Origin of the sequence: Streptomyces sp. NPDC020742 (genome assembly GCF_040641675.1) — a bacterium.
Lineage (GTDB): Bacteria > Actinomycetota > Actinomycetes > Streptomycetales > Streptomycetaceae > Streptomyces.
In genome coordinates, this window is the sequence record NZ_JBFAEA010000001.1 from 606,271 (window position 1) to 632,280 (window position 26,010).

23 protein-coding genes are annotated in these 26,010 nt (G+C 72.6%); 12 read left to right on the forward strand and 11 right to left on the reverse strand.

Features of this window, described 5'->3' with window-relative positions:
• Positions 1 to 117 precede the first annotated feature (117 nt).
• Positions 118 to 1,563: an NAD(P)H-quinone dehydrogenase gene (locus tag AB0G84_RS02600; protein ID WP_361314354.1), complete on the forward strand. Its 1,446-nt coding sequence runs from the start codon at positions 118 to 120 to the stop codon at positions 1,561 to 1,563.
• Positions 1,564 to 1,907: 344 nt separating this feature from the next.
• Positions 1,908 to 2,891, forward strand: a complete 984-nt coding sequence (locus AB0G84_RS02605) for a DeoR/GlpR family DNA-binding transcription regulator (RefSeq protein ID WP_361314356.1) — start codon at positions 1,908 to 1,910, stop codon at positions 2,889 to 2,891.
• 265 nt (positions 2,892 to 3,156) lie between these two features.
• Here AB0G84_RS02605 and AB0G84_RS02610 read toward each other — a convergent pair whose 3' ends face one another.
• On the reverse strand, positions 3,157 to 3,702 hold the full coding sequence (locus tag AB0G84_RS02610) for a helix-turn-helix domain-containing protein (RefSeq protein WP_361315109.1): 546 nt from the start codon (positions 3,700 to 3,702) through the stop codon (positions 3,157 to 3,159).
• Positions 3,703 to 4,137: 435 nt separating this feature from the next.
• On the opposite strand from AB0G84_RS02610, the gene AB0G84_RS02615 reads away from it, so the two are divergent.
• Complete coding sequence (locus AB0G84_RS02615) at positions 4,138 to 5,319, forward strand: alpha/beta hydrolase-fold protein (RefSeq protein WP_361314359.1); 1,182 nt, start codon at positions 4,138 to 4,140, stop codon at positions 5,317 to 5,319.
• Positions 5,320 to 5,411: 92 nt separating this feature from the next.
• On the opposite strand, the gene AB0G84_RS02620 is transcribed toward AB0G84_RS02615, so the two are convergent.
• On the reverse strand, positions 5,412 to 7,181 hold the full coding sequence (locus AB0G84_RS02620; RefSeq protein WP_361314361.1) for a biotin carboxylase N-terminal domain-containing protein: 1,770 nt from the start codon (positions 7,179 to 7,181) through the stop codon (positions 5,412 to 5,414).
• Positions 7,182 to 7,661: 480 nt separating this feature from the next.
• Here AB0G84_RS02620 and AB0G84_RS02625 point away from each other — a divergent pair, with 480 nt between their 5' ends.
• A complete protein-coding gene (locus AB0G84_RS02625; protein ID WP_361314363.1) occupies positions 7,662 to 8,135 on the forward strand; it encodes a hypothetical protein in 474 nt (157 codons plus the stop codon).
• Positions 8,136 to 8,200: 65 nt separating this feature from the next.
• Here AB0G84_RS02625 and AB0G84_RS02630 read toward each other — a convergent pair whose 3' ends face one another.
• The 6 genes from AB0G84_RS02630 to AB0G84_RS02655 form a co-directional block, all read right to left on the reverse strand.
• Entirely contained in the window at positions 8,201 to 8,767 is a 567-nt protein-coding gene (locus AB0G84_RS02630) for a DJ-1/PfpI family protein (protein ID WP_361314365.1), read from the reverse strand.
• Between the two features lie 152 nt (positions 8,768 to 8,919).
• Entirely contained in the window at positions 8,920 to 9,531 is a 612-nt protein-coding gene (locus AB0G84_RS02635) for a nucleoside triphosphate pyrophosphatase (protein ID WP_361314368.1), read from the reverse strand.
• 42 nt (positions 9,532 to 9,573) lie between these two features.
• The gene (locus tag AB0G84_RS02640; protein ID WP_361314369.1) at positions 9,574 to 11,058 is read right to left on the reverse strand and encodes a penicillin-binding protein 2; all 1,485 of its coding nucleotides are present in this window, start codon (positions 11,056 to 11,058) and stop codon (positions 9,574 to 9,576) included.
• 166 nt (positions 11,059 to 11,224) lie between these two features.
• Positions 11,225 to 11,353, reverse strand: coding sequence for a hypothetical protein (locus AB0G84_RS02645; RefSeq protein WP_361314372.1), 129 nt, complete (start codon positions 11,351 to 11,353; stop codon positions 11,225 to 11,227).
• Between the two features lie 126 nt (positions 11,354 to 11,479).
• Positions 11,480 to 11,692, reverse strand: a complete 213-nt coding sequence (locus AB0G84_RS02650) for an acyl-CoA carboxylase epsilon subunit (RefSeq protein ID WP_361314375.1) — start codon at positions 11,690 to 11,692, stop codon at positions 11,480 to 11,482.
• 14 nt (positions 11,693 to 11,706) lie between these two features.
• Positions 11,707 to 13,296, reverse strand: coding sequence for an acyl-CoA carboxylase subunit beta (locus AB0G84_RS02655; protein ID WP_361314378.1), 1,590 nt, complete (start codon positions 13,294 to 13,296; stop codon positions 11,707 to 11,709).
• Positions 13,297 to 13,428: 132 nt separating this feature from the next.
• Here AB0G84_RS02655 and AB0G84_RS02660 point away from each other — a divergent pair, with 132 nt between their 5' ends.
• The 5 genes from AB0G84_RS02660 (at position 13,429) to hutH (ending at position 19,589) form a co-directional block, all read left to right on the forward strand.
• Positions 13,429 to 14,304 carry a biotin--[acetyl-CoA-carboxylase] ligase gene (locus AB0G84_RS02660; protein WP_361314381.1) on the forward strand — a complete coding sequence of 292 codons (876 nt, stop codon included), beginning with the start codon at positions 13,429 to 13,431 and terminating at the stop codon, positions 14,302 to 14,304.
• Between the two features lie 239 nt (positions 14,305 to 14,543).
• A complete protein-coding gene (locus AB0G84_RS02665; protein ID WP_361315112.1) occupies positions 14,544 to 15,641 on the forward strand; it encodes an adenylate/guanylate cyclase domain-containing protein in 1,098 nt (365 codons plus the stop codon).
• Between the two features lie 130 nt (positions 15,642 to 15,771).
• Positions 15,772 to 16,566 carry an enoyl-CoA hydratase-related protein gene (locus AB0G84_RS02670; RefSeq protein ID WP_361314383.1) on the forward strand — a complete coding sequence of 265 codons (795 nt, stop codon included), beginning with the start codon at positions 15,772 to 15,774 and terminating at the stop codon, positions 16,564 to 16,566.
• A gap of 267 nt (positions 16,567 to 16,833) precedes the next feature.
• Entirely contained in the window at positions 16,834 to 17,934 is a 1,101-nt protein-coding gene (locus tag AB0G84_RS02675; protein ID WP_361315114.1) for a sensor domain-containing diguanylate cyclase, read from the forward strand.
• 110 nt (positions 17,935 to 18,044) lie between these two features.
• Entirely contained in the window at positions 18,045 to 19,589 is a 1,545-nt protein-coding gene (hutH, locus tag AB0G84_RS02680) for a histidine ammonia-lyase (RefSeq protein ID WP_361314386.1), read from the forward strand.
• A 119-nt stretch (positions 19,590 to 19,708) separates the two neighbouring features.
• Here hutH and AB0G84_RS02685 read toward each other — a convergent pair whose 3' ends face one another.
• On the reverse strand, positions 19,709 to 20,071 hold the full coding sequence (locus tag AB0G84_RS02685) for a hypothetical protein (protein WP_361314388.1): 363 nt from the start codon (positions 20,069 to 20,071) through the stop codon (positions 19,709 to 19,711).
• Positions 20,072 to 20,180: 109 nt separating this feature from the next.
• Here AB0G84_RS02685 and AB0G84_RS02690 point away from each other — a divergent pair, with 109 nt between their 5' ends.
• The 3 genes from AB0G84_RS02690 (at position 20,181) to AB0G84_RS02700 (ending at position 23,673) form a co-directional block, all read left to right on the forward strand.
• Complete coding sequence (locus tag AB0G84_RS02690) at positions 20,181 to 20,519, forward strand: hypothetical protein (RefSeq protein ID WP_361314391.1); 339 nt, start codon at positions 20,181 to 20,183, stop codon at positions 20,517 to 20,519.
• Positions 20,520 to 20,935: 416 nt separating this feature from the next.
• Positions 20,936 to 22,201: an Ig-like domain-containing protein gene (locus AB0G84_RS02695; RefSeq protein ID WP_361314394.1), complete on the forward strand. Its 1,266-nt coding sequence runs from the start codon at positions 20,936 to 20,938 to the stop codon at positions 22,199 to 22,201.
• A 161-nt stretch (positions 22,202 to 22,362) separates the two neighbouring features.
• Entirely contained in the window at positions 22,363 to 23,673 is a 1,311-nt protein-coding gene (locus tag AB0G84_RS02700) for a DUF2786 domain-containing protein (protein WP_361314397.1), read from the forward strand.
• A 253-nt stretch (positions 23,674 to 23,926) separates the two neighbouring features.
• Here the strand turns inward: AB0G84_RS02700 and AB0G84_RS02705 are convergent, their stop codons facing one another.
• Positions 23,927 to 24,580 (reverse strand): response regulator transcription factor, encoded by a 654-nt coding sequence (locus tag AB0G84_RS02705; protein ID WP_361314399.1) that lies wholly within the window; start codon positions 24,578 to 24,580, stop codon positions 23,927 to 23,929.
• Positions 24,581 to 24,734: 154 nt separating this feature from the next.
• Positions 24,735 to 26,009, reverse strand: coding sequence for a sensor histidine kinase (locus AB0G84_RS02710; protein ID WP_361314401.1), 1,275 nt, complete (start codon positions 26,007 to 26,009; stop codon positions 24,735 to 24,737).
• Position 26,010 lies beyond the last annotated feature (1 nt).

The window sequence follows — 26,010 nt, forward strand, 5'->3', positions numbered from 1 at the left end:
GCGCAAGGCGGGCCCCGGCTTCCCGGGGCGGGCATGCCCGGCCGGACGGGGCGCCCGGAAGGCCGCACGGGACGTGCCTCGCCCCCGGGGGCGAGGCACGGACAGGCGTGCGGGACAATGGAGTACGTGACTCGGATCGTGATCATCGGTGGTGGGCCCGGCGGATACGAAGCGGCCCTGGTGGCGGCTTCTCTCGGAGCGGAGGTGACCGTCGTCGACTGCGACGGTCTGGGCGGGGCGTCGGTGCTCACCGACTGTGTGCCGTCGAAGACCCTCATCGCGACCGCCGAGGTGATGACCACCTTCGATTCGTCGTACGAAGAGCTCGGCATCATCGTCGAGGACGACACCCCGTACAGCGAACGGCCCGCCCGGGTGGTGGGCGTCGACCTGGGCAAGGTCAACCGGCGGGTCAAGCGGCTGGCGCTCGCCCAGTCGCATGACATCACCGCGTCGGTGACCCGTGCCGGTGGCCGGGTCATGCGCGGCCGCGGCCGGCTGGAGCCGGGGCAGGCGCCGGACGGCTCGCGCAAGGTCACGGTCACCGCCGCCGACGGCACCTCCGAGAACCTGATCGCCGATGCGGTGCTGATCGCCACCGGCGCCCACCCGCGGGAGATCCCCGACGCCCTCCCCGACGGCGAGCGGATCCTGAACTGGACCCAGGTCTACGACCTCGACGAGCTGCCCGAGGAGCTCATCGTGGTCGGCTCCGGTGTCACCGGTGCCGAGTTCGCGGGCGCCTACCAGGCGCTGGGGTCCCGCGTCACGCTCGTCTCCAGCCGCGACCGGGTGCTGCCGGGTGAGGACCCGGACGCCGCCGCCGTCCTGGAGGACGTCTTCCGCCGCCGCGGCATGAACGTCATGGCACGCTCGCGGGCCCAGTCCGCCAAACGGGTCGGCGACCGGGTCGAGGTCACCCTCGCCGACGGCCGGACGATCTCCGGTACGCACTGCCTGATGGCGGTCGGCTCGATCCCCAACACCGAGGACATCGGGCTGGAGGGCGCCGGCGTCAAGCTGACGGACTCCGGTCACGTCTGGACCGACAAGGTCTCCCGCACCACCGCGCCCGGCGTGTACGCGGCCGGCGACTGCACCGGCGTCTTCGCGCTGGCCTCCGTCGCGGCGATGCAGGGCCGGATCGCGATGTACCACTTCCTCGGCGACGCGGTCACCCCGCTCAACCTCAAGACCGTCTCCGCGAACGTCTTCACCGACCCGGAGATCGCCACCGTCGGCTACTCCCAGGCCGACGTGGACAGCGGGAAGATCGACGCCCGGGTCGTCAAGCTCCCGCTGCTGCGCAACCCGCGCGCCAAGATGCAGGGCATCCGCGACGGCTTCGTGAAGCTCTTCTGCCGCCCGGGCACGGGCATCGTCGTGGGCGGTGTGGTCGTCTCCCCGCGCGCCAGCGAGCTGATCCACCCCATCTCGATCGCGGTGGACAACAACCTGACCGTCGAGCAGATCGCCAGCGCCTTCACGGTCTACCCCTCGCTCTCCGGCTCGATCGCCGAGGTCGCCCGCCAGCTCCACACCCGCAAGAGCGGCGTCGAGTAGCCGGTACGGACCGCGCACGGAGCACCCGGCCCGTACCGGGTGCTCCCCGTACGGTGCGGGGCCGCCGGCAAACCCCGGGCCGATTGAGACCTTTGTGCCCCCGGTGAGCTCTGGGGATGAAACGTGCCTGCACGGTCCGGCCGCCGGCCCGCGCGCCGGGTCGGCCCGCTCCGGGGCCGGCAGTGCGGCTGACCAGGCAGCAAGCGCCCCGTACCGCCCGGCAGTTCGACGGGCGTACGTCATATGCGCGCCGCATACCACGTCACGCTGTGCCGTGTGAACAACTTCCGTTAATTGGTGCAACCTGCTGAAAACAGACGGTCGTTGGCGTTACTGTCAGTTTCGTGTTCGCTGCAGAACGTCGCCAATTGATCCTTGAAATGGTGCGTGCCAACGGAGCGGTGTCGCTCCGGGAGCTCGCCCGCGTCGTCCAGACCTCCGAAGTAACCGTACGGCGGGATGTGCGGGCGCTGGAGGCAGAAGGACTGCTCGACCGCCGGCACGGCGGTGCGGTCCTGCCGGGAGGCTTCACCCGCGAGTCCGGATTCCCGCAGAAGTCCCACCTGGCCACCGCGGAGAAGACGGCCATCGCCGATCTTGCGGCCGGCTTCGTCGAAGAGGGCGAGGCCATCGTCGTCGGCGCGGGGACCACCACCCAGGAGCTCGCCCGCCGGCTCGCCCGCGTCCCCGGTCTGACCGTCGTCACCAACTCCCTGCTGGTCGCCCAGGCGTTGGCCCATGCCAACCGCGTCGAGGTCGTGATGACCGGCGGCACCCTGCGCGGCTCCAACTACGCGCTGGTCGGCAGCGGTGCCGAGCAGTCGCTGCAGGGCCTGCGGGTGTCCCGTGCCTTCCTGTCGGGCAGCGGGCTGACCGCGGAGCGCGGCCTGTCCACCTCCAACATGCTCTCCGCCAGCGTCGACCGGGCGCTCGTCCAAGCGGCGGGGGAGGTGGTGGTGCTCGCCGACCACACCAAGCTCGGCTCGGACACCATGTTCCAGACCGTGCCCACGGACGTGATCACCCGCCTGGTCACGGACGAGCCGCCGGGCCACGACGAGCGGGCCGCGACCGAGCTCCAGGCGCTGGCCGACCAGGGCGTCCAGATCGCCGTCGCCGGCGGGACGGGCACCGGTCACGGTCCGGGCCAGCCGGGTCTGGAGGGCGGGGGTGAGCGCCGGGGTCCCCGGCGGGACGTCCCGTTGCCGGGCCAGCGGCGCAGCCATGCGCCGGGCGGCAGTGGCGGTGCGCCGCAGCTGCGGTCCGCCCCCGCCCTGACGGAGGCGCCGGGCGGCCGGGTCGCCGACCTGGCTCCCAGGCGGCGCTGAGCCGGACCCGACGGCACACCGGACCGGGCGGCGCTGTGGCGCGGCGAACGGGGGGCGTGCCGACCGGGACGGACAGCGACGGCGCGCGGGCCGTAGGGCCGGCGCCGGCATCGGGGCGGGCCGGGGGCTCCCCGGGCGGCCGGCCGGGGCGTCAGGGGCGCTGCGGCCGGGGTTCCTGCCGTCTCCGGCGCCGGTCCGCTCCGCGGCACCCTGCGGGCTGCCCGGCGGCTGCCCCGCGAGCCCACGAAGATCCGAAAGAAACGCCCTAGCCCTTCAGCCCTCGCAGCGTGAGGGTCAGCAGCCGGTCGGCGAGCCCGGGGTCGTCGGGGGACTCCTCGACGGCCAGCGCGATGCCGTTGGTCAGCTGCATCAGATCGCCGATGCTCACATCCGGGCGTACCGCCCCGGCCTGCTGTGCGCGGGTCAGCAGCGTGCCGCCGGCCTCGCGCATCGGCACGCTGCACCGCGCCATCCCCGAGCTCTCGTCCGCCGAGGCCGTCATCAGGGCGCGGGACAGGCCGCGGTAGGTGCTGGCGTGGGTGATGATCGCGCGCAGCCAGTCGACCAGTGCGGCACACGGCTGCGGCGCGTCGGCCAGCTCCCTGGCGTACGCCAACAGGGCGTCCACCTCGCCTTGGAAGACCGCGCTCATCAGGGCGGTGCGGTTGGGGAAGTGCCGGTAGAGGGTGCCGATGCCGACGCCGGCGCGGCGGGCGATGTCCTCCAGCGAGGTGTCCGTGCCGTGTGCGGTGAAGGCGGTCCGGGCCTCGGTCAGCAGCCGCTCGTAGTTGCGGCGGGCGTCGGCCCGCATCGGGCGGGCGTCCTGCTCCCGCGGAGGTGTGGCCGCCACCGGACCCCGCGCCGTCCGCCGCTGCCCTGCCGTGTCCGTCGCCATCGCCGTCCTCCCTCGCCCGGCCGGTTGCCGCCCGGTGGCTCCAGCATGCCATTGCGCCGTTGGGGGGTATCTCGGTGCGGTACGCAACCAGTGCGGGGCGCGCCCTCTCCGGGCAGTGGGTGCGGCCCGTGGCCCGGCGCCGGGTGGACGGCCGGCGCCCTCCGCATGAAGTCCCGGCGTACCGCGGCGGTCGCACGGCCGAACTCCTCCGCGGTGCCGCAACGCGCCGTCTCCAAGGGCCATCAAACCAGGCGCAATGAGGTCTTCCGGGCCCTTCCGGAGGGCCGGGACGACGCCGTAGCGGACCACCGGGGGAGCGGTCCGCGGCGCGGGACACCTGGGGAAGCTGTGATGGGACTGACCAGCCGGTCTCTGTTGTACGCCATGGCCGCGTCCGCCGTGGTCTGCGTCGGGCTCACGCTCTGGCTGTGGCCGCGGTTCGCCGGGCGGGGGCCCCGCGCGCTGCTGGGGCGGCTCGGCTCGATCGTGGTGACCCAGCTGGCCGTCGTGGCGGCCCTCGGCCTGGTGGTGAACACCAACTTCCAGTTCTACGCCTCCTGGCACGAGCTGTTCGGCCTGTACGACGATGCGCCGGCCGCCGCCGGCAAGTGGGGCGGCGGGGGCGCGGGTCCGGTGGGCGACCCGTCGAAGGGCCTGGTGCAGGCCTCCGGCCCGGACGGCCTGGACAAGGTGCACGGGCTGCCGACGGGCCCGCCGCAGCGGTCCGGCCGGGTCGAGTCGGTCCGGATCGTCGGCAAGCGGACCCGGGCGGTGGACCCGGCGTATGTCTACCTGCCGCCGCAGTACTTCCAGCCGCAGTACGCCCGGCAGCGCTTCCCCGTGATCGTCGCGCTCAGCGGCTACCCGGGCGGCACCTTCCTGCTGGGCCAGCACCTGCGGCTGCCGCAGACCGCCGGGCAGCTGATGCGCACCGGCCGGATGCAGCCGACGGTGATCGTGATGATGCGGCCCACCATCGCGCCGCCGCGGGATACCCAGTGCACCGATGTGCCCGGTGGCCCGCAGGCCGAGACCTTCTTCGCCCGCGATGTGCCCGACGCGCTCAAGTCGCACTACCGCGTCGGCCACGATCCGGGCGGCTGGGGCGTCCTGGGCTACTCGTCGGGCGGCAGCTGCGCGCTCCAGTTGGTGATGCGGCACGCACGGACCTACACCTCGGCGGCCGCCCTCTCGCCCGACTACAAGGTCAGCAACGACCCCACCACCGGCGACCTCTTCGGCAGTGGCCGGGACCGGGTCCGCCGCCGCCAGGAGCACGACCTGATGTGGCGTCTGCGGCACCTGCCCGCCCCGCAGGTGAACGTGCTGATCGGCACCAGCCGTACGGGGGAGAAGAACTACCCGGCGGCCCGGGCGTTCCTGGCCGCGGTCCGGCCGCCGATGCAGGCGGACTCCCTCGTCCTCGACCACGGCAGCCACAACTTCGCTACCTGGCGGCGCGAGCTGCCGGCCGCGCTCCGGTGGATGGACAAGCAGCTGACGTTCCCGGAGGACGTGGTGGGGAACTCGTAGCGGCCGGGTGGATACCGCCCGCGGGGACGCGGAAGGGGCTCCCGGCATCGCTGCCGGGAGCCCCTTCGCGCCGTGGCCCGAAGGCCACCGGGTCAGTCCTTGATCTCGCAGATCACCGCGCCGGACGTGAGCGCCGCGCCGACCTCCGCGGTCAGGCCCTTGATGGTGCCCGAGCGGTGGGCGTTCAGCGGCTGCTCCATCTTCATCGCCTCCAGGACGACGACCAGCTCGCCCTCGGTGACCTGCTGGCCCTCCTCGACGGCGACCTTGACGATGGTGCCCTGCATCGGCGAGGCGAGCGCATCGCCGGAGGCGGCGCTGCCGGCCTTCTTGCCGGCCTTGCGCTTGGGCTTGGCACCGCCAGCGACCGCGGCCCGGGCCAGCGGCATGCCCAGCGAGGACGGCAGCGAGACCTCCAGGCGCTTGCCTCCGACCTCGACGACGACCGTCTCGCGGGCGTCGGCCTCGGCCTCCTCGCCACCGGGCGCGGCGAACGGCGGGATCTCATTGACGAACTCGGTCTCGATCCACCGGGTGTGGACCGTGAACGGGTCGGCGGAGCCGGTGAGTTCGGGGGCGAACGCCGGGTCCGCGACGACCGCGCGGTGGAAGGGGATGGCGGTGGCCATGCCCTCGACGGTGAACTCCGCCAGCGCACGCGCGGCGCGCTGCAGCGCCTGCGCACGGGTGGCACCGGTGACGATCAGCTTGGCCAGCAGGGAGTCCCAGGCCGGGCCGATGACCGAACCGGCCTCGACGCCCGCGTCCAGGCGCACACCGGGGCCGGTCGGCGCGTCGAAGCGGGTGACGGTGCCGGGCGCGGGCAGGAAGTTTCGGCCCGGGTCCTCACCGTTGATGCGGAACTCGAAGGAGTGACCGCGCACCGCCGGGTCGTCGTACCCCAGCTTCTCGCCGTCGGCGATCCGGAACATCTCGCGGACCAGGTCCAGGCCGGTGACCTCTTCGGTGACCGGGTGCTCGACCTGGAGGCGGGTGTTGACCTCCAGGAAGGAGATGGTGCCGTCCTGGCCGACGAGGAATTCGCAGGTGCCGGCGCCCTCGTAGCCGGCCTCCTTGAGGATGGCCTTGGACGCGCGGTAGAGCTCGGCGTTCTGCTCGTCCGTCAGGAACGGCGCCGGGGCCTCCTCCACCAGCTTCTGGTGGCGGCGCTGCAGCGAGCAGTCACGGGTCGAGACGACCACGACATTGCCGTGCTTGTCGGCCAGGCACTGGGTCTCGACGTGCCGGGGGCGGTCGAGGTAGCGCTCGACGAAGCACTCGCCGCGGCCGAAGGCGGCAACCGCCTCGCGCACCGCGGAGTCGTACAGCTCCGGCACCTCTTCGAGCGTACGGGCGACCTTCAGGCCGCGGCCGCCGCCGCCGAACGCCGCCTTGATGGCGATCGGCAGGCCGTGCTCCTTGGCGAAGGCGACGACCTCGTCGGCACCGGAGACCGGGTCGGGGGTGCCGGCGACCAGCGGGGCACCGGCGCGCTGGGCGATGTGCCGGGCGGCGACCTTGTCGCCGAGGTCGCGGATGGCGTGCGGGGGCGGGCCGATCCAGGTCAGCCCGGCGTCCAGGACGGCCTGCGCGAAGTCGGCGTTCTCGGAGAGGAAGCCGTAGCCGGGGTGGATGGCGTCCGCGCCCGAATCGGCGGCGGCGGCCAGGACCTTGGAGATGTCCAGGTAGCTGGTGGCAGGTGTGTCACCGCCCAGGGCGTACGCCTCGTCCGCCGCGCGTACGTGCAGAGCGTCGCGGTCGGGGTCGGCATAGACGGCCACGCTGCCGATCCCCGCGTCCCGGCAAGCACGGGCAACGCGAACAGCGATTTCGCCACGGTTGGCGATGAGCACCTTGCGCACGATGGGTCCTTCCTTGGCGCTTCGCCGCAACAATAGGGATGCGGCGATTTTAGGGACTGGCGACACCGCGTGCCGACCCGTTCCCCGGGGTGAGCTTGCCCACACGGAGTGTGCTCGGAGCGCCAGTAGGAGGCCCAAGCCCCCTGGTATCCCAGGGTAGGCCCGGATTCCCGGGCCCGGGCTCAGGACTCGGTGTGGCTTAGGTCTCGCACATACGGCGTCCAGCGGATCGTCAATTCTTTGTGGAGTCCCTACGAATGGGCGAAGGAATCTTTGCGGACGGCTCCCTCCTTCGGCGCGCCGCGGGCCCGCCGTCCGCACTCCCTTTCGCACCCGCCCGTGCAGAACCCTTGCCCCAGCTATTACCCATTAGTAGCGTGCCCGATGTCTTCTTACGCGCGGTAACGGATCTCTCCGGAGTCGCGGCATCGGTCCTGGGTGGGTCCCGGGCGCGGCGAACGGCGGAAGTGGGTGGTGGCGGTGGCGCGACGACCGGTGGCCCTGGCCGCGGCGGTGGTCCTGGTCCTGGAGGCGTGCGGGATCGTGCTGCTCAACTGGATCCTGAGCATCGTCGTGGACAAGCAGCAGATGTCGCTGGCCGGTCTGCAGCCGCGTGCGATGTCCGTCGGCTCCTGGGTGGCGGGCGGCCTCTTCGGCCTCTACCTGGTGAGCTGTGCGGTCATCCTCGTCCGCGCCGCGGTGCGCGACCGGGCCCCGGGCGGCTTCGCCCGGATCGTGCTGATCAGCGCCGCCGTGGTGCACGGCCTGCTGGGCGCCTTCGCCGTCGGACTGGTCGGCTGGGTCGCCTTCCTGGCGATGATGGTGACGTTGGGGCTGCTCGTGCTCACCCTTGTGGCGTACGGGGAGGCGGGCGTTCGAGGCGGGCAGGGCGCTCCGGGCGGGGACGGCGGTGCCCCGGGCGGTCCGCAGCCGGCGGCACCGGGCGCGCTCTGAACACCCGACCCGGCCGCGGTCCCGGAGCCGAACTCCCCCTCCGTCCTGCCTGATTCGACGGGTCCTCAGTCCTTCGTCGGCGCATGCTCCCGCAGGACGTCCATGAACGCCCGCATCCACTCCGGGTGGTCGTTCCAGGCGCGGGCCGAGACGACCTTGCCGTCGACCACCGACGAGCCGTCGACGAAGACGCCGCCGCCCATCTCGACGTCCGGCGCGCAGGCCGGATAGGCGGAGGTGCGCCGGCCCTTGAGGACGCCGAGCGGGGCGAGGGAGGTGGCGGCGTGGCAGATGTGGGCCACGGGCTTGTCGGCGTCGAAGAAGTGGGTGACGACCCGGCGGTAGTCGGCGTCGTTGCGGAGGTACTCGGGTGCCCGGCCGCCGGGGAGCACCAGGGCGGCGTAGTCGGCCGGGTCCACCTCGGACAGCGCGAGGTCGGCCGGCCAGGAGTGGCCCGTGCGCTCCACGTAGGTGTCGAAGGTGTCGACGAAGTCATGGACGACGAACTGCAGCTTCTTGCGGGACGGGGCGGCGATGTGCGGCTCGTACCCCTCCTCCAGCAGCCGCTGGTAGGGGTAGAAGAACTCCAGGTCCTCGGTGGCGTCACCGGCGATGATCAGGATCTTGGGCATGCGGGGCGCTCCTCATGGTCGACTCGACCGGTCGGGCCGGTCGGACCGGACCGATCGGGCTGATCGGTCCGTACCGGATCAATCGGTTCCATCGGTTCCCCGCCTGATGACCCGGAATGCGTCGACCCCGCCGGATTTCCGCGACCGGCCGCTCAGGCCCAGAGGTCGGTGAGCGTCACGTCCAGGTCGGCGAGCAGGCGGCGCAGCAGCGGCAGCGACAGCCCGATGACATTGCCGGGGTCGCCGTCGATGCCGTCGATGAAGGGGGCGGAGCGGCCGTCGAGGGTGAAGGCGCCGGCGACGTGCAGCGGCTCGCCGCTGGCGACATAGGCGGCGATCTCGGCGTCGCTGGGCTCGCCGAAGCGGACCGTGGTGGCGGCGGTGGCGGAGACCCGGCGGCCGCTGGCGGTGTCGATCACGCAGTGGCCGGTCCGCAGTACGCCGGCCCGGCCGCGCATGGACTTCCAGCGGGCGGTGGCGTCCTCGGCGTCGGCCGGCTTGCCCAGCGCCACGCCGTCCAGGTCCAGCACCGAGTCGCAGCCGACGACCAGCGCGCCCTGGGTCTCCGGGCGGGCGGCGACCGCGGCGGCCTTCGCCTCGGCCAGCACGCGGGCTAGCTCCGCGGGGGTCTCGGCGCTCAGCGCGTCCTCGTCGACGCCGCTGACGACGACCTCGGGCGCCAGCCCGGCCTGTCGCAGCAGGCCCAGCCGGGCGGGGGACTGGGAGGCGAGGACGAGGCGGCGGGCACGGGGTTCTTCGGTCATGTCCGCCATCGTACGGAGCACACCGGGCGCGCCGGAGCGGGCCTACTTGTTCAGGACCGCCTCCATGACCTGCTTGGCGATCGGGCCGCCCAGCTTGCCGCCGGCGATCTCGGACCGCGGGATGTCCATGCTCTTGGGGTCGACGAAGACCGCGACCGCCACCGGGGAGGACCCGTCGCGCTGCTTGGCGTAGGCCACGAACCAGGCGTAGGGGCGCTCGTCGTTGACGTTCGCGCCGTGCTGGGCGGTGCCGGTCTTGCCGCCGACCGTCACGCCGTCGACCTTGGCCTTCGAGGCGGTGCCCTCGGAGACGGTGTACTCCATCATCTCCTGCACCTTCTTCGCGGTGCCCTCGGAGACCGCCTGGGACATCTGCTTGGGCTCGAACTTCTGCAGCGTCGACAGGTCGGGGCCGCGCAGCTCGTCGACCACGTGCGGCATCATCAGCTTGCCGTCGTTGGCGAGCGCCGCGGTCACCATCGCCATCTGCATCGGGGTGCTGGTCAGGCTGCCCTGGCCCATGCCGGTCAGCGCGGTCTGCGGCTTGTCCAGCGCCTTGGGGTAGAGGCTCTTGCTGGCCAGCAGGTCGCCGAACTCCTTGTCGTAGACGTCGGAGTTGAAGCCGAACTTCTGGGCGGTCTCCCGCATCTTGTCCTTGCCGACCTTGAGCGCGGTGTCCAGGAAGACGTTGTTGCACGACCACTGCATACCGGTCTTGAGGGAGGCGTTGTTGCACGGTGCGCCGGGCACGTCGTTGCCGACCTTGGTGGTGCTCAGCGGCAGTTGGTACGGGGCGGGGGCGCCGGAGGGGGCGTCGATGTCGCTGACCACGCCGTGCTCCAGGGCGGCGGCCGCGGTGAGGATCTTGAAGGTGGAGCCGGGCGGGTAGGTCTCGCGCAGCGCCCGGTTGCTGACCGGCTTGTCCTTGTCGTCGTCCAGTGCCTTGAACTTCCGGCTCTCGGCGTCGGAGATCCCGGCGAACGTCGACGGGTCGTAGGAGGGGGTGGAGGCCAGCGCGAGGACCCTGCCGTCGCGCGGGTCGAGCGCCACCACCGCGCCCTTGGCGTTGAGGTCGGTCAGCCCCTTGTAGGCGGCCTTCTGCGCCTTGGGGTCGATGGTGGTGATCACATCGCCGCCGCGCGGCTTCTCGCCGGTCAGCACGGCCTGGGCGTGCTTGAAGGCGAGCCGGTCGTCCTTGCCGGAGAGCAGCTTGTTGTAGGTGCCTTCCAGGAAGGTCTGGCCCTGCGCCTGCGAGGCGAAGCCGGTGACCGGGGCGTACATCGGGCCGTCCTTGTAGGTCCGCTTGTACTTGAAGTCGCCGGAGGTCGCCACCGAGCCGGTCACCGGCTGGCCGCCCACGATGATGTTGCCGCGGGGGTAGGAGTACGCCTCGATCTTCACCCGGCGGTTGTGCGGGTCCTCGGCGAGCTCGTCGGCCTGGACGAACTGGACCCAGGTCGCACGGATCAGCAGGGCCAGCACCAGCACCCCGCAGAAGACGGCTATGTGTCTCAGCGGCCTGTTCATCGCTCTCCCACTCCACGGTCCGCCGCGCCCGCCCGGGCGACTCGACGCCCGAATTGCGCTCCTTCGAGAGTGAAAGATGAGATTCCAGCTGCTCTGGTTGCTGGAGTGAAGTGTGAGTGTTACCTCCCGCCGTACGGGAACTGTCGCGACCCGTGGGGTGTGCCGGTCACCTGTCCGGGAGCAGGAACATCAGCAGCACCGCCGCCACGGCCAGTACGACGCCCAGCCGGCGGAGCATGGCCTGCACATCGCGCAGCTCCTTGGGCGGTTCATCGGGCGGATCTGACCACAGCATGTATCGATCCTGTGCCCGACGCGCGCGAGGCGCCTGAGTACGCGTACTCAGGCGCCTCGGCGCAAGGGACTAGTCAGTGCATCATGCACCGACTTCGTCCGCGGGTTCCTGCACGGGGGTGGCCGCTCAGCGCGGCCAGAAGCTCGTCCGCCAGGCCTGCGGCCCCGGGTGCGGCAGCCGGGACCGTGCCGGGACGGTGGACGCCGGATCCGCCCATTCGCTGCCGGGACGGTCCTGGGACGCCGGTCCGGCGGCCGCGGCCACCGCCCGGGCCTGGACGACCGCCACCGCGGCGGCCAGCTCCTCGGGGGTCGGGTTGCCCCGTACGACCTTGATCATGTCGACCGCACCTCCTAGAGCGGGATGTTGCCGTGCTTCTTCGGGGGCAGGGCCTCGCGCTTGTTGCGCAGCGCCCGCAGCCCGCGCACGATGTGCCGGCGGGTCTCGGACGGCATGATCACCGCGTCGACATAGCCGCGCTCGGCCGCCACGTACGGGTTGAGCAGCGCGTCCTCGTACTCCTGGATCAGCTCCTGGCGGCGGGTCTCCAGCGCGGCCGGGTCCTCGATCTCGGCCAGCGTGCGGCGGTGCAGGATGTTGACCGCGCCCTGGGCGCCCATGACCGCGATCTGCGCGGTCGGCCAGGCCAGGTTGAGGTCGGCGCCCAGGTGCTTGGAGCCCATGACGTCGTACGCGCCGCCGAACGCCTTGCGGGTGATGACCGTGATCAGCGGGACCGTGGCCTCCGCGTAGGCGTAGATCAGCTTGGCGCCGCGGCGGATGATGCCGTCGTACTCCTGGTCCGTGCCGGGCAGGAAGCCGGGGACGTCCACGAAGGTCAGCACCGGGACGTTGTAGGCGTCGCAGGTCCGCACGAAGCGCGCGGCCTTCTCGCTCGCCTTGATGTCCAGGGTGCCGGCGAACTGCATCGGCTGGTTGGCGACCACACCGACCGAATGGCCCTCCACCCGACCGAAGCCGGTGACGATGTTCGGCGCGAACATCGCCTGGGTCTCGAAGAACTCCCCGTCGTCCAGGACGTGCTCGATCGCCGTGATCATGTCGTACGGCTGGTTCGCCGAGTCCGGGACCAGGGTGTCCAGCTCGCGGTCGTGGTCCGAGGTCTCCAGGTCCGCCTCCTCGGGGAAGACCGGCGGCTCGGAGAGGTTGTTGGACGGCAGGTAGGACAGCAGGCCCTTGACGTAGTCGATGGCGTCCTTCTCGTCGCCCGCCATGTGGTGCGCCACGCCCGAGGTGGTGTTGTGGGTGCGCGCGCCGCCCAGCTCCTCGAAGCCCACGTCCTCGCCGGTGACGGTCTTGATGACGTCCGGTCCGGTGATGAACATGTGCGAGGTCTGGTCGACCATCACGGTGAAGTCGGTGATCGCGGGGGAGTAGACCGCACCGCCCGCGCACGGGCCGACGATCAGGCTGATCTGCGGGATGACGCCCGAGGCATGGGTGTTGCGGCGGAAGATCTCGCCGTACATGCCCAGCGAGACCACGCCCTCCTGGATGCGCGCGCCGCCGGAGTCGTTGATGCCGACGACCGGGCAGCCGGTCTTCAGCGCGAAGTCCATCACCTTGACGATCTTCTCGCCGAAGACCCCGCCGAGCGCCCCGCCGAAGACCGTGAAGTCCTGCGAGAACACCGCCACCGGGCGGCCGTCGACGGTGCCGTAACCGGTCACCACGCCGTCGCCGTACGGGCGGTTCTTCTCCAGTCCGAAGTTGGTCGACCGGTGCCGCGCGAACTCGTCCAGCTCGACGAACGAGCCCTCGTCCAGCAGCAGATCGATGCGCTCACGCGCCGTCAGTTTGCCCTTGGCGTGCTGCTTCTCCACCGCCCGGGCGGAACCGGCGTGCGTGGCCTCTTCGACCCGCCGCTGCAGATCCGCCAGCTTTCCCGCGGTGGTGTGGATGTTTGCTTCCGGCTCGGACATCGGGATGCGGCTCCTGCTCGTCCTGGAAAGGGTGCTCGTACTGAGGGTGGTACGTGTGTGGCTACCGACTCGTAGCGTATCGGCGGGGCTGCTCAGCGGCACTGCGTCGTTGACCACACCTAGGCTGGTGCCATGACGCCTCAACCTCCGGGAAACCAGGACAAAGACGCCGGCCGGTGGAGCGATCTGGGCCGCCCGCCGCTGAGCGCCACGGCGCTGCGCCGCGCCCTGGTGCACTCCGGCAGTCTCTGGACCTCCATCGACATCGTCCCCGCCACCGGCTCCACCAACACCGATCTGGCGGACCGGGCGGCCACCGGGGAGCGGGAGGGCGCGATCCTGGTGGCCGAGGAGCAGTCCGCCGGCCGGGGGCGGCTGGACCGCACCTGGTCGGCGCCCCCGCGCTCCGGCCTGTTCTTCTCGGTGTTCCTCACCCCGCGCGTCCCGGTGGAGCGCTGGGGCTGGCTGCCGCTGCTGGCCGGCGTCGCCACCGCCACCGCGCTGGCCCGGACGGCCGGTGTGGACACGGCACTCAAGTGGCCCAACGACGTGTTGGTCACGGTCGACGGCGCCGAACGCAAGACCGGCGGGATCCTCGCCGAGCGGGCCGGTGACGGCGTGGTCATCGGCATCGGCCTCAACGTCTCCCTCACCGCCGAGGAGCTCCCGGTCCCCGCCGCCGGCTCCCTGGCCCTGGCCGGCGCCCGCACCACCGACCGCGACCCGCTGCTGCGCGCCGTCCTGCGGTCCCTGGAGCGCTGGTACGGCGAGTGGCAGACCGCCGACGGCGACCCCGCGGCCAGCGGCCTCCAGGAGGCCTACGCCGCGGGCTGCGCCACCCTCGGCCGCGAGGTGCGCGCCGAACTCCCCGGTGATGCCCACCTGACCGGCGAGGCGGTGGCGATCGACGGCGACGGCCGGCTGGTGCTGGCCACCGGCGAGGGGGTGCAGCGGCCGGTGGGGGCGGGCGACATCATCCATCTGCGCCCGGCGACGGGGCCCTCCTGAGCCCTGCGCACATACGGGGTGCCCATGGCCCTTCCTTGGCCGGACCCGACATGTGAGAGTGAGCCAGAGCACACCTGCCGTATCGTTGAGGCGGTCCGACAGGGAGCGGGCCTCGGACGAGCAGTGATCGGAAGGGCAGTGCGCACGGATCGGACAGGGAGCGGCCGGTGACCGCCGACGACGCGGGCGGCGTCCCGCGCGGTGTGGACACCGACAGCGGGGAGACCGAGGGCGACGCGGTGCGCGACGCCCTCGCGGGCGATCCGCCGGCGGCCGGTGACGAGGGCGACGAGAACAACATCGCCATCCGTCTCGAACAACTCATCCTCGGTGCCGACCGCCGCTACACGCCGTTCCAGGCGGCGCGCAGTGCCGGGGTCTCGATGGACCTGGCGGCCCGGTTCTGGCGGGCCATGGGCTTCGCCGACATCGGCCAGGTCAAGGCGCTCACCGAGGCCGACGTGCTGGCGCTGCGCCGGCTCGCCGGTCTGGTCGAGGCCGGTCTGCTGAGCGAGGCGATGGCGGTGCAGGTCGCCCGCTCCACGGGGCAGACCACCGCCCGTCTGGCCGATTGGCAGATCGATTCCTTCCTGGAGGGCCTCACCGAGCCCCAGGACTCCGGTCTGACCCGTACGGAGATCACCTATCCCCTGGTCCAGCTGCTGCTGCCGGAGCTGGAGGAGTTCTTGGTCTATGTGTGGCGGCGCCAGCTCGCCGCCGCCACCGGCCGGGTCGTCCGGGCCCAGGACGACGCGGAGATGGTCGACCGCCGGCTCGCCGTCGGCTTCGCCGACCTGGTGGGCTTCACCCGCCTGACCCGCCGCCTGGAGGAGGAGGAGCTCGGCGAGCTGGTGGAGGCGTTCGAGACCACCTGCTCGGACCTGGTCGCCGCGCACGGCGGCCGGCTCATCAAGACCCTCGGTGACGAGGTCCTCTTCTCCGCCGACGACGCCGGGATCGCCGCCGAGATCGGGCTACGGCTGATCGAGACGATGACCCACGACGAGACGATGCCCGAGCTGCGGGTCGGCATCGCCTTCGGCACGGTCACGACCCGGATGGGCGATGTCTTCGGCACCACGGTGAATCTGGCCAGCCGGCTGACCTCGATAGCGCCCAAGGACACCGTGTTGGTGGACGAGGCGTTCGCCGAGGAGCTGGGCCGGATCGGGGACGCGCCCATCTCCGAGGCGGACGCCGCGGCGGCCGAGAAGGCGGCCCAGGAGGGCACCGGCGCCCCGCCGCCCTCCTACCGCTTCGCGCTCCAGCCGATGTGGCAGCGGCCGGTGCGCGGGCTGGGCGTCGTGGAGCCGTGGCTGCTGACCCGGCGCGGCTGACCGCCCGGCGACCCGTCCCCGGCCCGGCCGGCCCACCCCCTGTCCCGCGCGGCCCTCAGCTGGCATGATCCCTTCCGTCGCTCAGGTCAACGCTCGTTAACAGGGACGCGGGCTCATCGAGGAGGGCTTCATGGAACGGTTCGGCGCGGACGGCTGGGTCGGCATCGAGCGCCACGGCCATGTGGCGGAGCTGGTCATGGACCGCCCCAAGGCCATGAATGCGGTCTCCACGGCCATGGCCGACGCCCTGGCGCAGGCCTGTGCGGAGCTGTCCGCGGACCGCTCCGTACGGGCGGTGGTGCTCACCTCCACCCATGAGCGGGCGTTCTGCGTGGGCGCCGACCTCAAGGAGCGCAACTCCTTCACCGACGCGGACCTGATGCGCCAGCGCCCGCACACCCGGGCCGCCTACACCGGCGTACTGGAGCTGCCGGTGCCCGCCATCGCCGCGGTGCACGGCTTCGCGTTGGGCGGCGGCTACGAGCTGGCGCTGGCCTGCGACCTGATCGTGGCGGACGGGACGGCGGTGGTCGGCCTGCCGGAGGTCTCGGTGGGCGTCATCCCCGGCGGCGGCGGCACCCAGCTGCTGCCGCGCCGGGTGGGTGCGGCGCGCGCCGCCGAGCTGGTGTTCACCGCGCGGCGGGTGCCGGCGGCCGAGGCGGCGGAGCTGGGCATGATCGACCAGCTGGCCGCGGACGGGCAGGACCGGGCCGAGGCGCTGGAGCTGGCCGCGGCGATCGCCCGGCACTCGCCGGTCGGCCTGCGCGCCGCCAAGCGCGCCCTGCGGCTCGGGCACGGCCTGGACCTGCGTACCGGCCTGGACCTGGAGGACGGTGCCTGGCGCAGCGTGGCCTTCTCCGGCGACCGGGCGGAGGGCGTGGCGGCCTTCAATGAGAAGCGGGATCCGCAGTGGCCGGGGGAGTGAGCCCGGCCGGGACCCGCCGACCGTACGAGGGGTCGCGCACCGGACTTCGTTACTTTCCGTGAACGGACTGCCCGGACCGGCCGCGATCGGCCCCACCAGGCAGGACGCGGATAACGCCGCGGTGTCATTCCCCGGCTGAAAGGGGCGAAACGGGTTAAACATTCCTACGCTGTAGTACAGAGCGTGCTCACGGTGACGGAATGTGAGGATCCGGTGACGGGCGAGGGCGATGCGCGGCTGCGGGCCGTGGTGGAGCTGGCGCAGGCGATGGCGGCCGCGCATACGCCGCGCGAGTCGGCGCACGCCGCGGCGGAGGGCGTGCGTCAGGCCCTGGGGGGATCCTTCGCGGCGATCTCCAAGTGGGAGCGCGAGCTGGGGAAGCTGCGGGTCCTGGTCAACGTCGGTGAACTCGCCGAGGGCGAGGAGGGGTTCCCGGAGGACGAGAGCTACCCGGTCCATGAATTCCCCGAGATCGTGGGCTTCCTGCACGAGCAGTGGGCCGGCGGCGGCGAGCCCAGCGCCTGGGTGGAGACCGCCGAGACGGACCCGGTGCCCGGTGCGGGCGGCGGTCCCTACAACCACCAGCGGGTGGCCGCACTGCGCCGCCGCGGCCGGGGCTGCTGCGTCGTCGCGCCGATCGTGCTGCACGGCCGGGCGTGGGGCGAGCTCTATGTCGCCCGGCGCACCGGCGAGCCCGTCTTCCACCGGGCCGACGCCGCCTTCGCCGGTGTCCTGGCGGCCGTCACCGCCGCCGGCATCGCCCAGACCGAGCGGCTGGCGGAGGCCCGCCGGTTGGCGTTCACTGATGCGCTGACCGGCCTGGCCAACCGCCGTGCCGTCGATATGCGGCTGGACGAGGCGCTGGAGCTGCACCGCGGCAGTGAGGTGGTGGTCAGCCTGGTGGTGTGCGACCTCAACGGACTGAAGCGGGTGAACGACTCGTGCGGCCATGCGGTGGGTGACCGGCTACTGGAGCGGTTCGGGTCGGTGCTCTCGCTGTGCGGGGCGATGCTGCCCGGCACCCTCGCCGCCCGGCTCGGCGGCGATGAGTTCTGCCTGCTCGCGGTGGGGCCACCGGCCGACGAGGTGGTCAAGGTGGCCGGTGAACTCTGCGACCGGGCGGGGGAGTTGGAGCTCGGGGAGGGGGTCGCGGTGGGGGTCGCCTCGACCGGCGACGCGATCGGCCCGGTCCGTAGCGGCCGCCGGCTCTTCCGGCTCGCGGACGCCGCGCAGTACAAGGCCAAGGCGGCGGGTTCCGGGGAGCCGGTGGTGGCCGGCCGGCACGGCGGCAGGGACGACCCGGTCGTCCGGCTCGCGGACGCCCCCGACCGGCACCCGGGGCCGGAGCGCCGCCGCTTCCGGAGGTGAGGGGAGCAAGGGCTTGCGCTCACCGGCCTCGATGGTGCTCACTCGCGGTAAGGGGTGATCCCGAAATCCGGTGGTGACATCCGGCGATTCAATCTCTAGGGTGCCTGAATATGGATATGCACACTGTGGTGCTGGGGACGTCCGGCACGACCGCACAGGACGTCATCGCGGTGGCCCGCGGCGCGGCCCGGATCGAGCTGTCCGAGGAGGCCCTCGCGGCCGTCACCGCCGCCCGCGCCGTCATCGACGACCTCGCCGCCAAGCCCGACCCCGTCTACGGCGTCTCCACCGGCTTCGGTGCCCTCGCCGTCCGCCACATCAGCCCCGAGCTGCGCGCCCAGCTCCAGCGCAACATCGTGCGCTCGCACGCGGCCGGCATGGGGCCGCGGGTCGAGCGCGAGGTCGTCCGCGCGCTGATGTTCCTCCGGCTGAAGACCCTGGCCTCCGGACACACCGGCGTCCGCCCACTGGTCGTGGAGACCATGGCCGCCATACTCAACGCCGGCATCACCCCGGTCGTGCACGAGTACGGCTCGCTCGGCTGCTCCGGCGACCTCGCCCCGCTGTCGCACTGCGCGCTGACGCTGATGGGCGAGGGTGACGCGGAGGGCCCCGACGGCGCGGTCCGCCCGGCCGGCGAGCTGCTGGCCGCGCACGGCATCGAGCCCGTCGAACTGCGCGAGAAGGAGGGCCTGGCCCTCCTCAACGGCACCGACGGCATGCTCGGCATGCTCGTGATGGCCTGCGCCGACCTCGCCCGGCTGTTCACCTCGGCGGACATCACCGCGGCCCTCTCCCTGGAGGCGCTGCTGGGCACCGACAAGGTCCTCGCGCCCGAGCTGCACGCCATCCGCCCGCACCCCGGACAGGCCGCCTCGGCCGCCAACATGCTGAAGGTGCTCGCCGGTTCGGGCCTGACCGGCCACCACCAGGACGACGCCCCGCGGGTGCAGGACGCCTACTCCATCCGCTGCGCCCCGCAGGTCGCCGGCGCCGGCCGGGACACCCTCGCGCACGCCCGCCTGGTCGCCGAGCGCGAGCTGGCCGCCGCGGTCGACAACCCCGTCGTCCTCCCGGACGGCCGGGTGGAGTCCAACGGCAACTTCCACGGCGCACCGGTCGCCTACGTCCTGGACTTCCTGGCGGTCGCCGCCGCCGACCTGGGCTCCATCGCCGAGCGCCGCACCGACCGCCTGCTGGACAAGAACCGCTCGCACGGCCTGCCCGCCTTCCTGGCCGGCGACCCCGGTGTCGACTCCGGCCTGATGATCGCCCAGTACACCCAGGCCGCCCTGGTCAGCGAGCTGAAGCGGCTGGCCGTGCCCGCCTCGGTGGACTCCATCCCGTCCTCCGCCATGCAGGAGGACCACGTCTCCATGGGTTGGTCCGCGGCGCGCAAGTTGCGGACCGCGGTCGACAACCTGACCCGGATCATCGCCGTCGAGCTCTACGCGGCGACCCGGGCGGTCGAGATGCGCGAGGGCCTGACCCCGGCCCCCGCCACCCGCGCGGTGCTGGAAGCGGTGCGCGCGGCCGGTATCGAGGGGCCCGGCGAGGACCGCTTCCTGGCGCCGGACCTGGAGCGCGCCCATGCGTTCGTACGGGACGGCAGTCTGGTGGCGGCCGTGGAGGCGGTCACCGGAGAGCTGGCGTAGGCCGCGGGTGCGGAGCGGCGCCGGGGCGTCTGGGCGGTGGCCCGGGCGCCCTGCCGGCCGTTGGGGCAGCGCGGGCCGTTGGGGCAGCGCCGGCCGTTGGGGCGGCGCAGGTCGTCGGGTCAGAGCAGGTCGTCGTGGGTGCGGCGCACCGAGTAGCTGACCAGTCCGGCGCCCAGCGCGAGACAGGCAACACCGCCGATCACGTACGGGGTGGTGTCCGGGCTGCCGGTGTCGGCGAGGAAGTGCGGCCGGATGTCGGCGCCCGAAGCCACGTCGCCGGTGTCGGGCGTGGTCGCCAGGGCGCCGCCGTCCGTGGTGGTGTCCGCCCGGTCGGCCCCGGCGTCCGGGGCGGAGACCGCCCGCGGGCCGGAAGGTGTCGCTCCGTCAGCCTCCGCGGTGGCATTGGCGGAAGGTACGAACCACAGCGCGAACAGCACCGATCCCGCGGCCGCGGCGGTCAGTAGTGGTCGTCGTGCGGTCACGGAAGCGATCCCCCTTGTGGGTTCGGCGAATTGGCCGTTGACCGCAGATGTTAGTGACCGCCGCGGGTCGCGGGGAAGTCAGGACCGGTCCATGCCTAACCTCCGTGCTATGAGCAATGGCGAGACATCACGTTTTGTGCGGCTTCACGTCGAAGTGATCATGGAGATCACCGACGTCGGCGCCCTGACCGGAGCCGCCCTCGACCACATCGAGACCGACTCCTCGCTCCCCGACGGCGAGCGCAGACAGGCGCAGGAGACCGTCACCGGGGACCCCGCGGAGGCGCTGGCCCAGCTGATCGACCCGTTCGACCTGGTCTCCGACGTACCGGGCACCGAACTGGCACAGGCCTCCTGGAGCAGCGAGGAGCTGACCGATTACGACCCGGACGCCGAGTGGGACGCGGCGGAGTGGGACCTGGCGGACGACGCGGAGGGGGAGGGCTGACGCCGGGGGCGCTCCTTCCGGGGTGCCCGTCCTAGCCAGGGGGCCTTCCGTCTACTGGCCACGACCCTCGTACGGCACGGCACGCCGTACGGGGGTCGACTACGTGCGGGCGGGCCCCACGGGCAGGCCGTGCGGGCCCTGCGGACGGGCCCTGCGGACGGGCCCTGCGGGCGAGCCGTGCGGAGGGGTCCTGCTGGCGGGCCGTGCGGATGGTCCGGGTGCCCTTCGCCCCGCGCGAATCGTAAGAACCGCCCTTACGTGGCCTACCCCACACTTTTCGGAGGAATGGAACGGGCGAATCGGAAAAGGCGTTCAATTGGCGTCGGCCGGAATGCCTGCGTCCAGATATGCCTGCGTTCAGTTGGCAGCTCGCTCGGGGATGTTTTGCGAACTCGGTAGCAATGGAGATGCGTGTGATGACGGACAGTAAGCGCCGCAAGGGGCTCATAGCCAGCGCCGCGCTGCTCGGGGGCGTACTCACGCTGGCGGCGTGCGGCGGTAGCAGTGCGGCTGACGGCGGTGGCGCCGGCGGCGGTGGCGCCCGGCACGAGAACATCCAGCAGGTCGACGAGGCGGCCGCCAAGGACGCCTCCGACGCCAAGATCACGATCCTGCCGAAGGACGGCGCGACCGGTGCGGGCATCAACAGCGACGCCAACGTCACGGTCAGTGGCGGCCAGCTCACCGACGTCACCATGACCAACGTCGAGACCAAGCAGACGGTCGAGGGCACGCTGTCCGCCGACGGCACCTCCTGGACGCCGAAGCAGCCGCTGAACCGCGCCACGACCTACAAGGTCACCGCGCACGCGGTGGACTCCCAGGGCCGCAAGGCGGTGGAGAACTCCCGCTTCACCACTGTCTCCCCGGCCAACAGCTTCATCGGCAACTTCACGCCCGAGGACGGCTCGACCGTGGGCGTCGGCATGCCGGTGTCGATCAACTTCGACAAGCCGGTCAAGGACAAGGCCGCCGTGGAGTCCGCGATCAAGGTCTCGTCCAGCAGCAACCAGCAGGTCGTCGGCCACTGGTTCAGCGACACCCGGCTGGACTTCCGGCCCGAGGAGTACTGGCAGGCCGACTCCAAGGTCACCATGAACCTCGGCCTCGACGGCGTCCAGGCCTCCCCGGGCGTCACCGGCATCCAGAACAAGACCGTCACCTTCACCGTCGGCCACTCGCAGATCAGCACGGTCGACACCAAGACGCACGAGATGACCGTGGAGCGCGACGGCAAGGTCATCAAGACCATCCCGATCTCGGCCGGCAGCGCCGACCACCCGACGTACAACGGCGCGCTGGTCATCTCCGAGCGCTTCAAGCAGACCCGCATGGACGGCTCGACGGTCGGCTTCAAGAAGAAGAACGGCAAGGGCGAGTACAACATCCCCGATGTGCCGCACGCCCAGCGACTGTCGGCCTCCGGCACCTTCATCCACGGCAACTACTGGGGCAAGGGCATCTTCGGCCACGCCAACACCAGCCACGGCTGCATCGGCCTGGAAGACGTCAAGGGGGCCGATGACCCCAAGACGGACGCCGCCTGGTTCTTCGACCACTCGCAGACCGGCGACGTGGTGCGGGTGATCAACTCCCCCGACCACACCATCAAGCCGGACAACGGCCTCAACGGCTGGAACATGAGCTGGTCGCAGTGGGTGGCCGGCAGCGCGGCCGGCTGACCCGCGGCCACTGACACCCCGCGCACCCGCCAGCGCCACCGCACCACCGACGCCCGGCGCCGCCGTCCCACAACGGCGCGCCGGGCGTCGTGCTGCCGTCCGCCGTGTCGCCGAGGGCCTCCGGGGCGTGGCCCCGCGGCGGCCCTCCGTAGAGTGACGGGGTGAGCGAGCGGGGAAGCAAGGGGCGGCGCGGCGGGCCGCGGACGACGGCCGCCGACGAACTGGTCGCGGAGGTGCTGGGCCGCGTCCGTTACGCCGTCGACGGCGCAGCGGCCGAGGACGCCCTGGAGGTCGGCGCCTCGGTGCTGGCCGCCGCCGAGCCCGGCTGGGAGGCGGTGAGCACGGCGCTGGTGGCGGCGTCCGCGGCGGCGGTACGGCAGTGCTGGGCGGGCGGCTGGCAGCCGGCCGACCTGGAGCGGATCGTCCGGCGGGAGGCCATCGACCCGGTCCAGACGGCCCTGGTGGTGGACGCCATCGCCGCCGAGGCGGTCCGGCCGCAGCGCCCGGCGCCCGACACCCGCTGGGCCGACCAGCTGCGGCACCTGGACGCCGAGGTCTGGTGGGAGTCCGACCGCGGCTACCTCGACGCCCTGGCCCGGCGCCGCCGCACCACCCGCTTCGAGACCGCCCACGACGTCCTGGCGACCCTGCGCACGCTGGCCCGGCTGCCCCGTATCACCCCGCTGCCGACCCCACCACCGCCCACCGCCCCCGGGGTGGGCGCGCGGGGCGGCCCCGACGGCGCCGCCTCCCGTGCCCTCGGACGGATCCGCGGACTGCTCGCCAAGGCGGAGGCGACCGGCTACCCCCAGGAGGCCGAGGCGCTGTCCGCCAAGGCACAGGAGCTGATGGCCCGGCACAGCATCGACGAGGCGTTGCTCGCCGGCTCCCCGGGCGGTGCGACGGACGGGCCCGCGGCCATCCGGATCGGCATCGAGGGACCGTACGAGCAGGCGAAGGCGCTGCTCCTGGACGCCGTCGCCGCCGCCAACCGCTGCCAGGCCGTCTGGGCCTCCGACGTCGGCTTCTCGACGCTTGTCGGCTTCCCGCCGGACCTGGAGGCGGCCGAGCTGCTCTACGCCTCGCTGCTCCGCCAGGCCACCACCGCGATGCAGCGGGCGGCCGACGACCTCCCCCGAGCGCTCCGGCAGCCGGGCGGTGCCCCCACCGCCCGCGGGCGCTCGCGCCGCACCCGGGACTTCCGCCAGACCTTCCTCGTCGGGTACGCGGACCGCATCCGCGACCGGCTGGCCGCGGCCACCGAGGCCGCCACCGCCACGGCCACCGCCGAGTCCGCCGGCACCGCCCCCGACCTCCGGCCGGTCCTGGCCGCCCGCGACCTGGCCGTGGCCGAGACCACCGGCAGCCTCTTCCCCGACACCGCTCCGGTCCGCCTCCGCGGCGTACGGGACGTCGCCGGCTGGCACCAGGGCCGAGCCGCCGCCGACCGCGCGGAACTGGGCGACGGCTGAACGGGGCGCTGGGGCCGCTGGTTGGGACGCTGCGGCGGTTGAACGGTCTGCTGGGGCCGCTGGTTGGGACGCTGCGACTGCCGAATGGTGTGCTGGGGCCGCTGGTTGGGGCGTTGCGGCTGCCGAATGGTGTGCTGGGGCCGCTGGTTGGAGCGTTGCGGCTGGTGAACGCAGCAAAGCCACCGCAGGTCAGAACGTTTCGATTGCGACGCCGCCGCGCATCCCCCGGCCGGGCGCCCGCCCCGGCCGTCCGTCATGTCAACAGCCCCCGTTCCAGCGCGGTGAGCACCGCCGCCGTCCGGTCCGACACCCCGAGCTTCTTGAACGCGCGCAGCAGATGCGTCTTGACGGTGGCCTCACCGATGAACAGCTCCCGCCCGATCTCGGCGTTGGTCAGGCCCTGGCCGACCAGCCGCAGCACCTCGCACTCCCGGCCGGACAGCACCGGCGCCTCCTCCCCGGCCCGGGCCCGGAACAGCTTGGGGGCCAGCGACGGCGTCAGCACCGTCCCGCCCCGCGCCGCGGAGTGCACCGCATCGATCAGCTCCGCACGGGAACTCCCCTTGAGCAGATAGCCGGCCGCGCCCGCCTCCACCGCGCGCAGGATGTCGCCGTCGTCCTCGTAGGTCGTCACGATCACCACCCGGCTGTGCGGTACGCGGCGCAGGATCTGCCCGGTCGCCGCGACCCCGTCCATCCCACCCATCCGCAGATCGAGCAGGACCACGTCCGGCACCAGCCGCTCCGCCAGCGCCACCGCCTCCTCGCCGCTGCCCGCCTGCCCGACGACGCCGATCCCCGGGTCGGATTCGAGCATGGCGCACAGGCCCTCGCGGACGACGGGGTGGTCGTCGGCCAGCAGCACCCTGACCCGCACCCCGTCCCGGCCGTCCCGCACCCCGTCCATCTCCCGCTCCCGTGCCCGCACCTGTACCCACTTCCGTTCCCGCGCCCTCGTGCTCCGCGCTCTCCACCGGCCTCTGTACGGGCCTCCGCACCGGCCTCCGTAGGGGCATCTCCACACGCCCCGTACTGTCACGCCGACGCCCGTGACCTCACCCTCACGCCGGCATCCGCACCGTCACGACGGTGCCCTGTCCCGGTCCGCTGACCACGGCCAACTCCCCACCGCTCTCCGCCACCCGCGCCCGCAGTCCCCGCAGCCCGAACCCGCCCTCCGGCCGCGCGTCGTCCGCCGCCCGCGTGCCGTCCCCGGCCTCGAAGCCCCGGCCGTCGTCGGTGACGACGAGCCCGGCGTGCCCGTCCGCGTACCGCAGCACCACCTCCACTCGCCCGGCCGCGGCATGCTTGCGCACGTTGGCCAGCGTCTCCTGTGCCGCCCGCAGCAGGACGACCCCGACCGCCATCGGCAGCGGCCGCTCGTCCCCCTCCACCACGAACCGCACCGGCAGCCCGGTCTGCTCGGCCAGTGCCTCCGCCTGCCGCCGCAGGGCCTGGGCCGGTGAGCTCTCCTGCAGCGGTGCGGGCGCCCGGCCGGCCACGAACGCCCGGGCCTCGGCCAGCGCGTCCCCGGCCACCCGTCCGACCAGAGCCAGCCGTTCCCGGGCGCGGTCCAGCCCCGGCGCACCGTCCACCTCCGCCTCCACCGCCTGTACGAGTCCGATGACGCTGGTCAGGCTCTGGGCGAGGGTGTCATGGATCTCCCGCGCCAGCCGCTCGCGTTCGGCGGCGACCCCCGCCCGGTGCGACAGCCGGGCGACCTCCGCGCGGTTGCGCCGCAACTCCTCGATCAGCTCGGCGTGTTCCCGGTTCTGCCGCACCACCCGCTTGATCCACAGCCCGAGCAGCACCGACAGTGCGACCCCGAGCAGCGAGGCGAGCAGCGCGAACAGCGGCGGCGGGGACGAAGCCCCGCGCGCCCACCACCAGGCCACCAGCGGCAGCAGATTGGCCGGTACCGCGACCGCCACGGCCGGCCGGGTCGGCAGGCTCATCATCACCATCGGGACCACGCCGAACAGCGCGAACGAGCCCGCCGGATCGGCGAACGCGACCAGTGCGAAGAGCCCGCACAGCCCCGCACAGAACACACCGTTCCGCCGACCGCCGCCGCCCGGCCGATCGCCGCCTTGCCCGCTTTCGCCCTTCCGGCTGCCACTCTGCCCGCTCAGCAACGGCCGCCCCAGGCCGGCGTACCAGACCGCGAGCAGCGTCAATGCGCCGAGGGCGAGGGCACGGTGGCCCTGCGGGCTGCTGGAGGTGAACACCAGCCCCGCCGTGACCAGGTAGCAGACCACGAAGTAGGCGTCCCACAACCCCAGCCAGCGCACCGGCGCCCCGGCCTTCTCGTCCGCCGCGTCGCTCTCGTGTTCCACG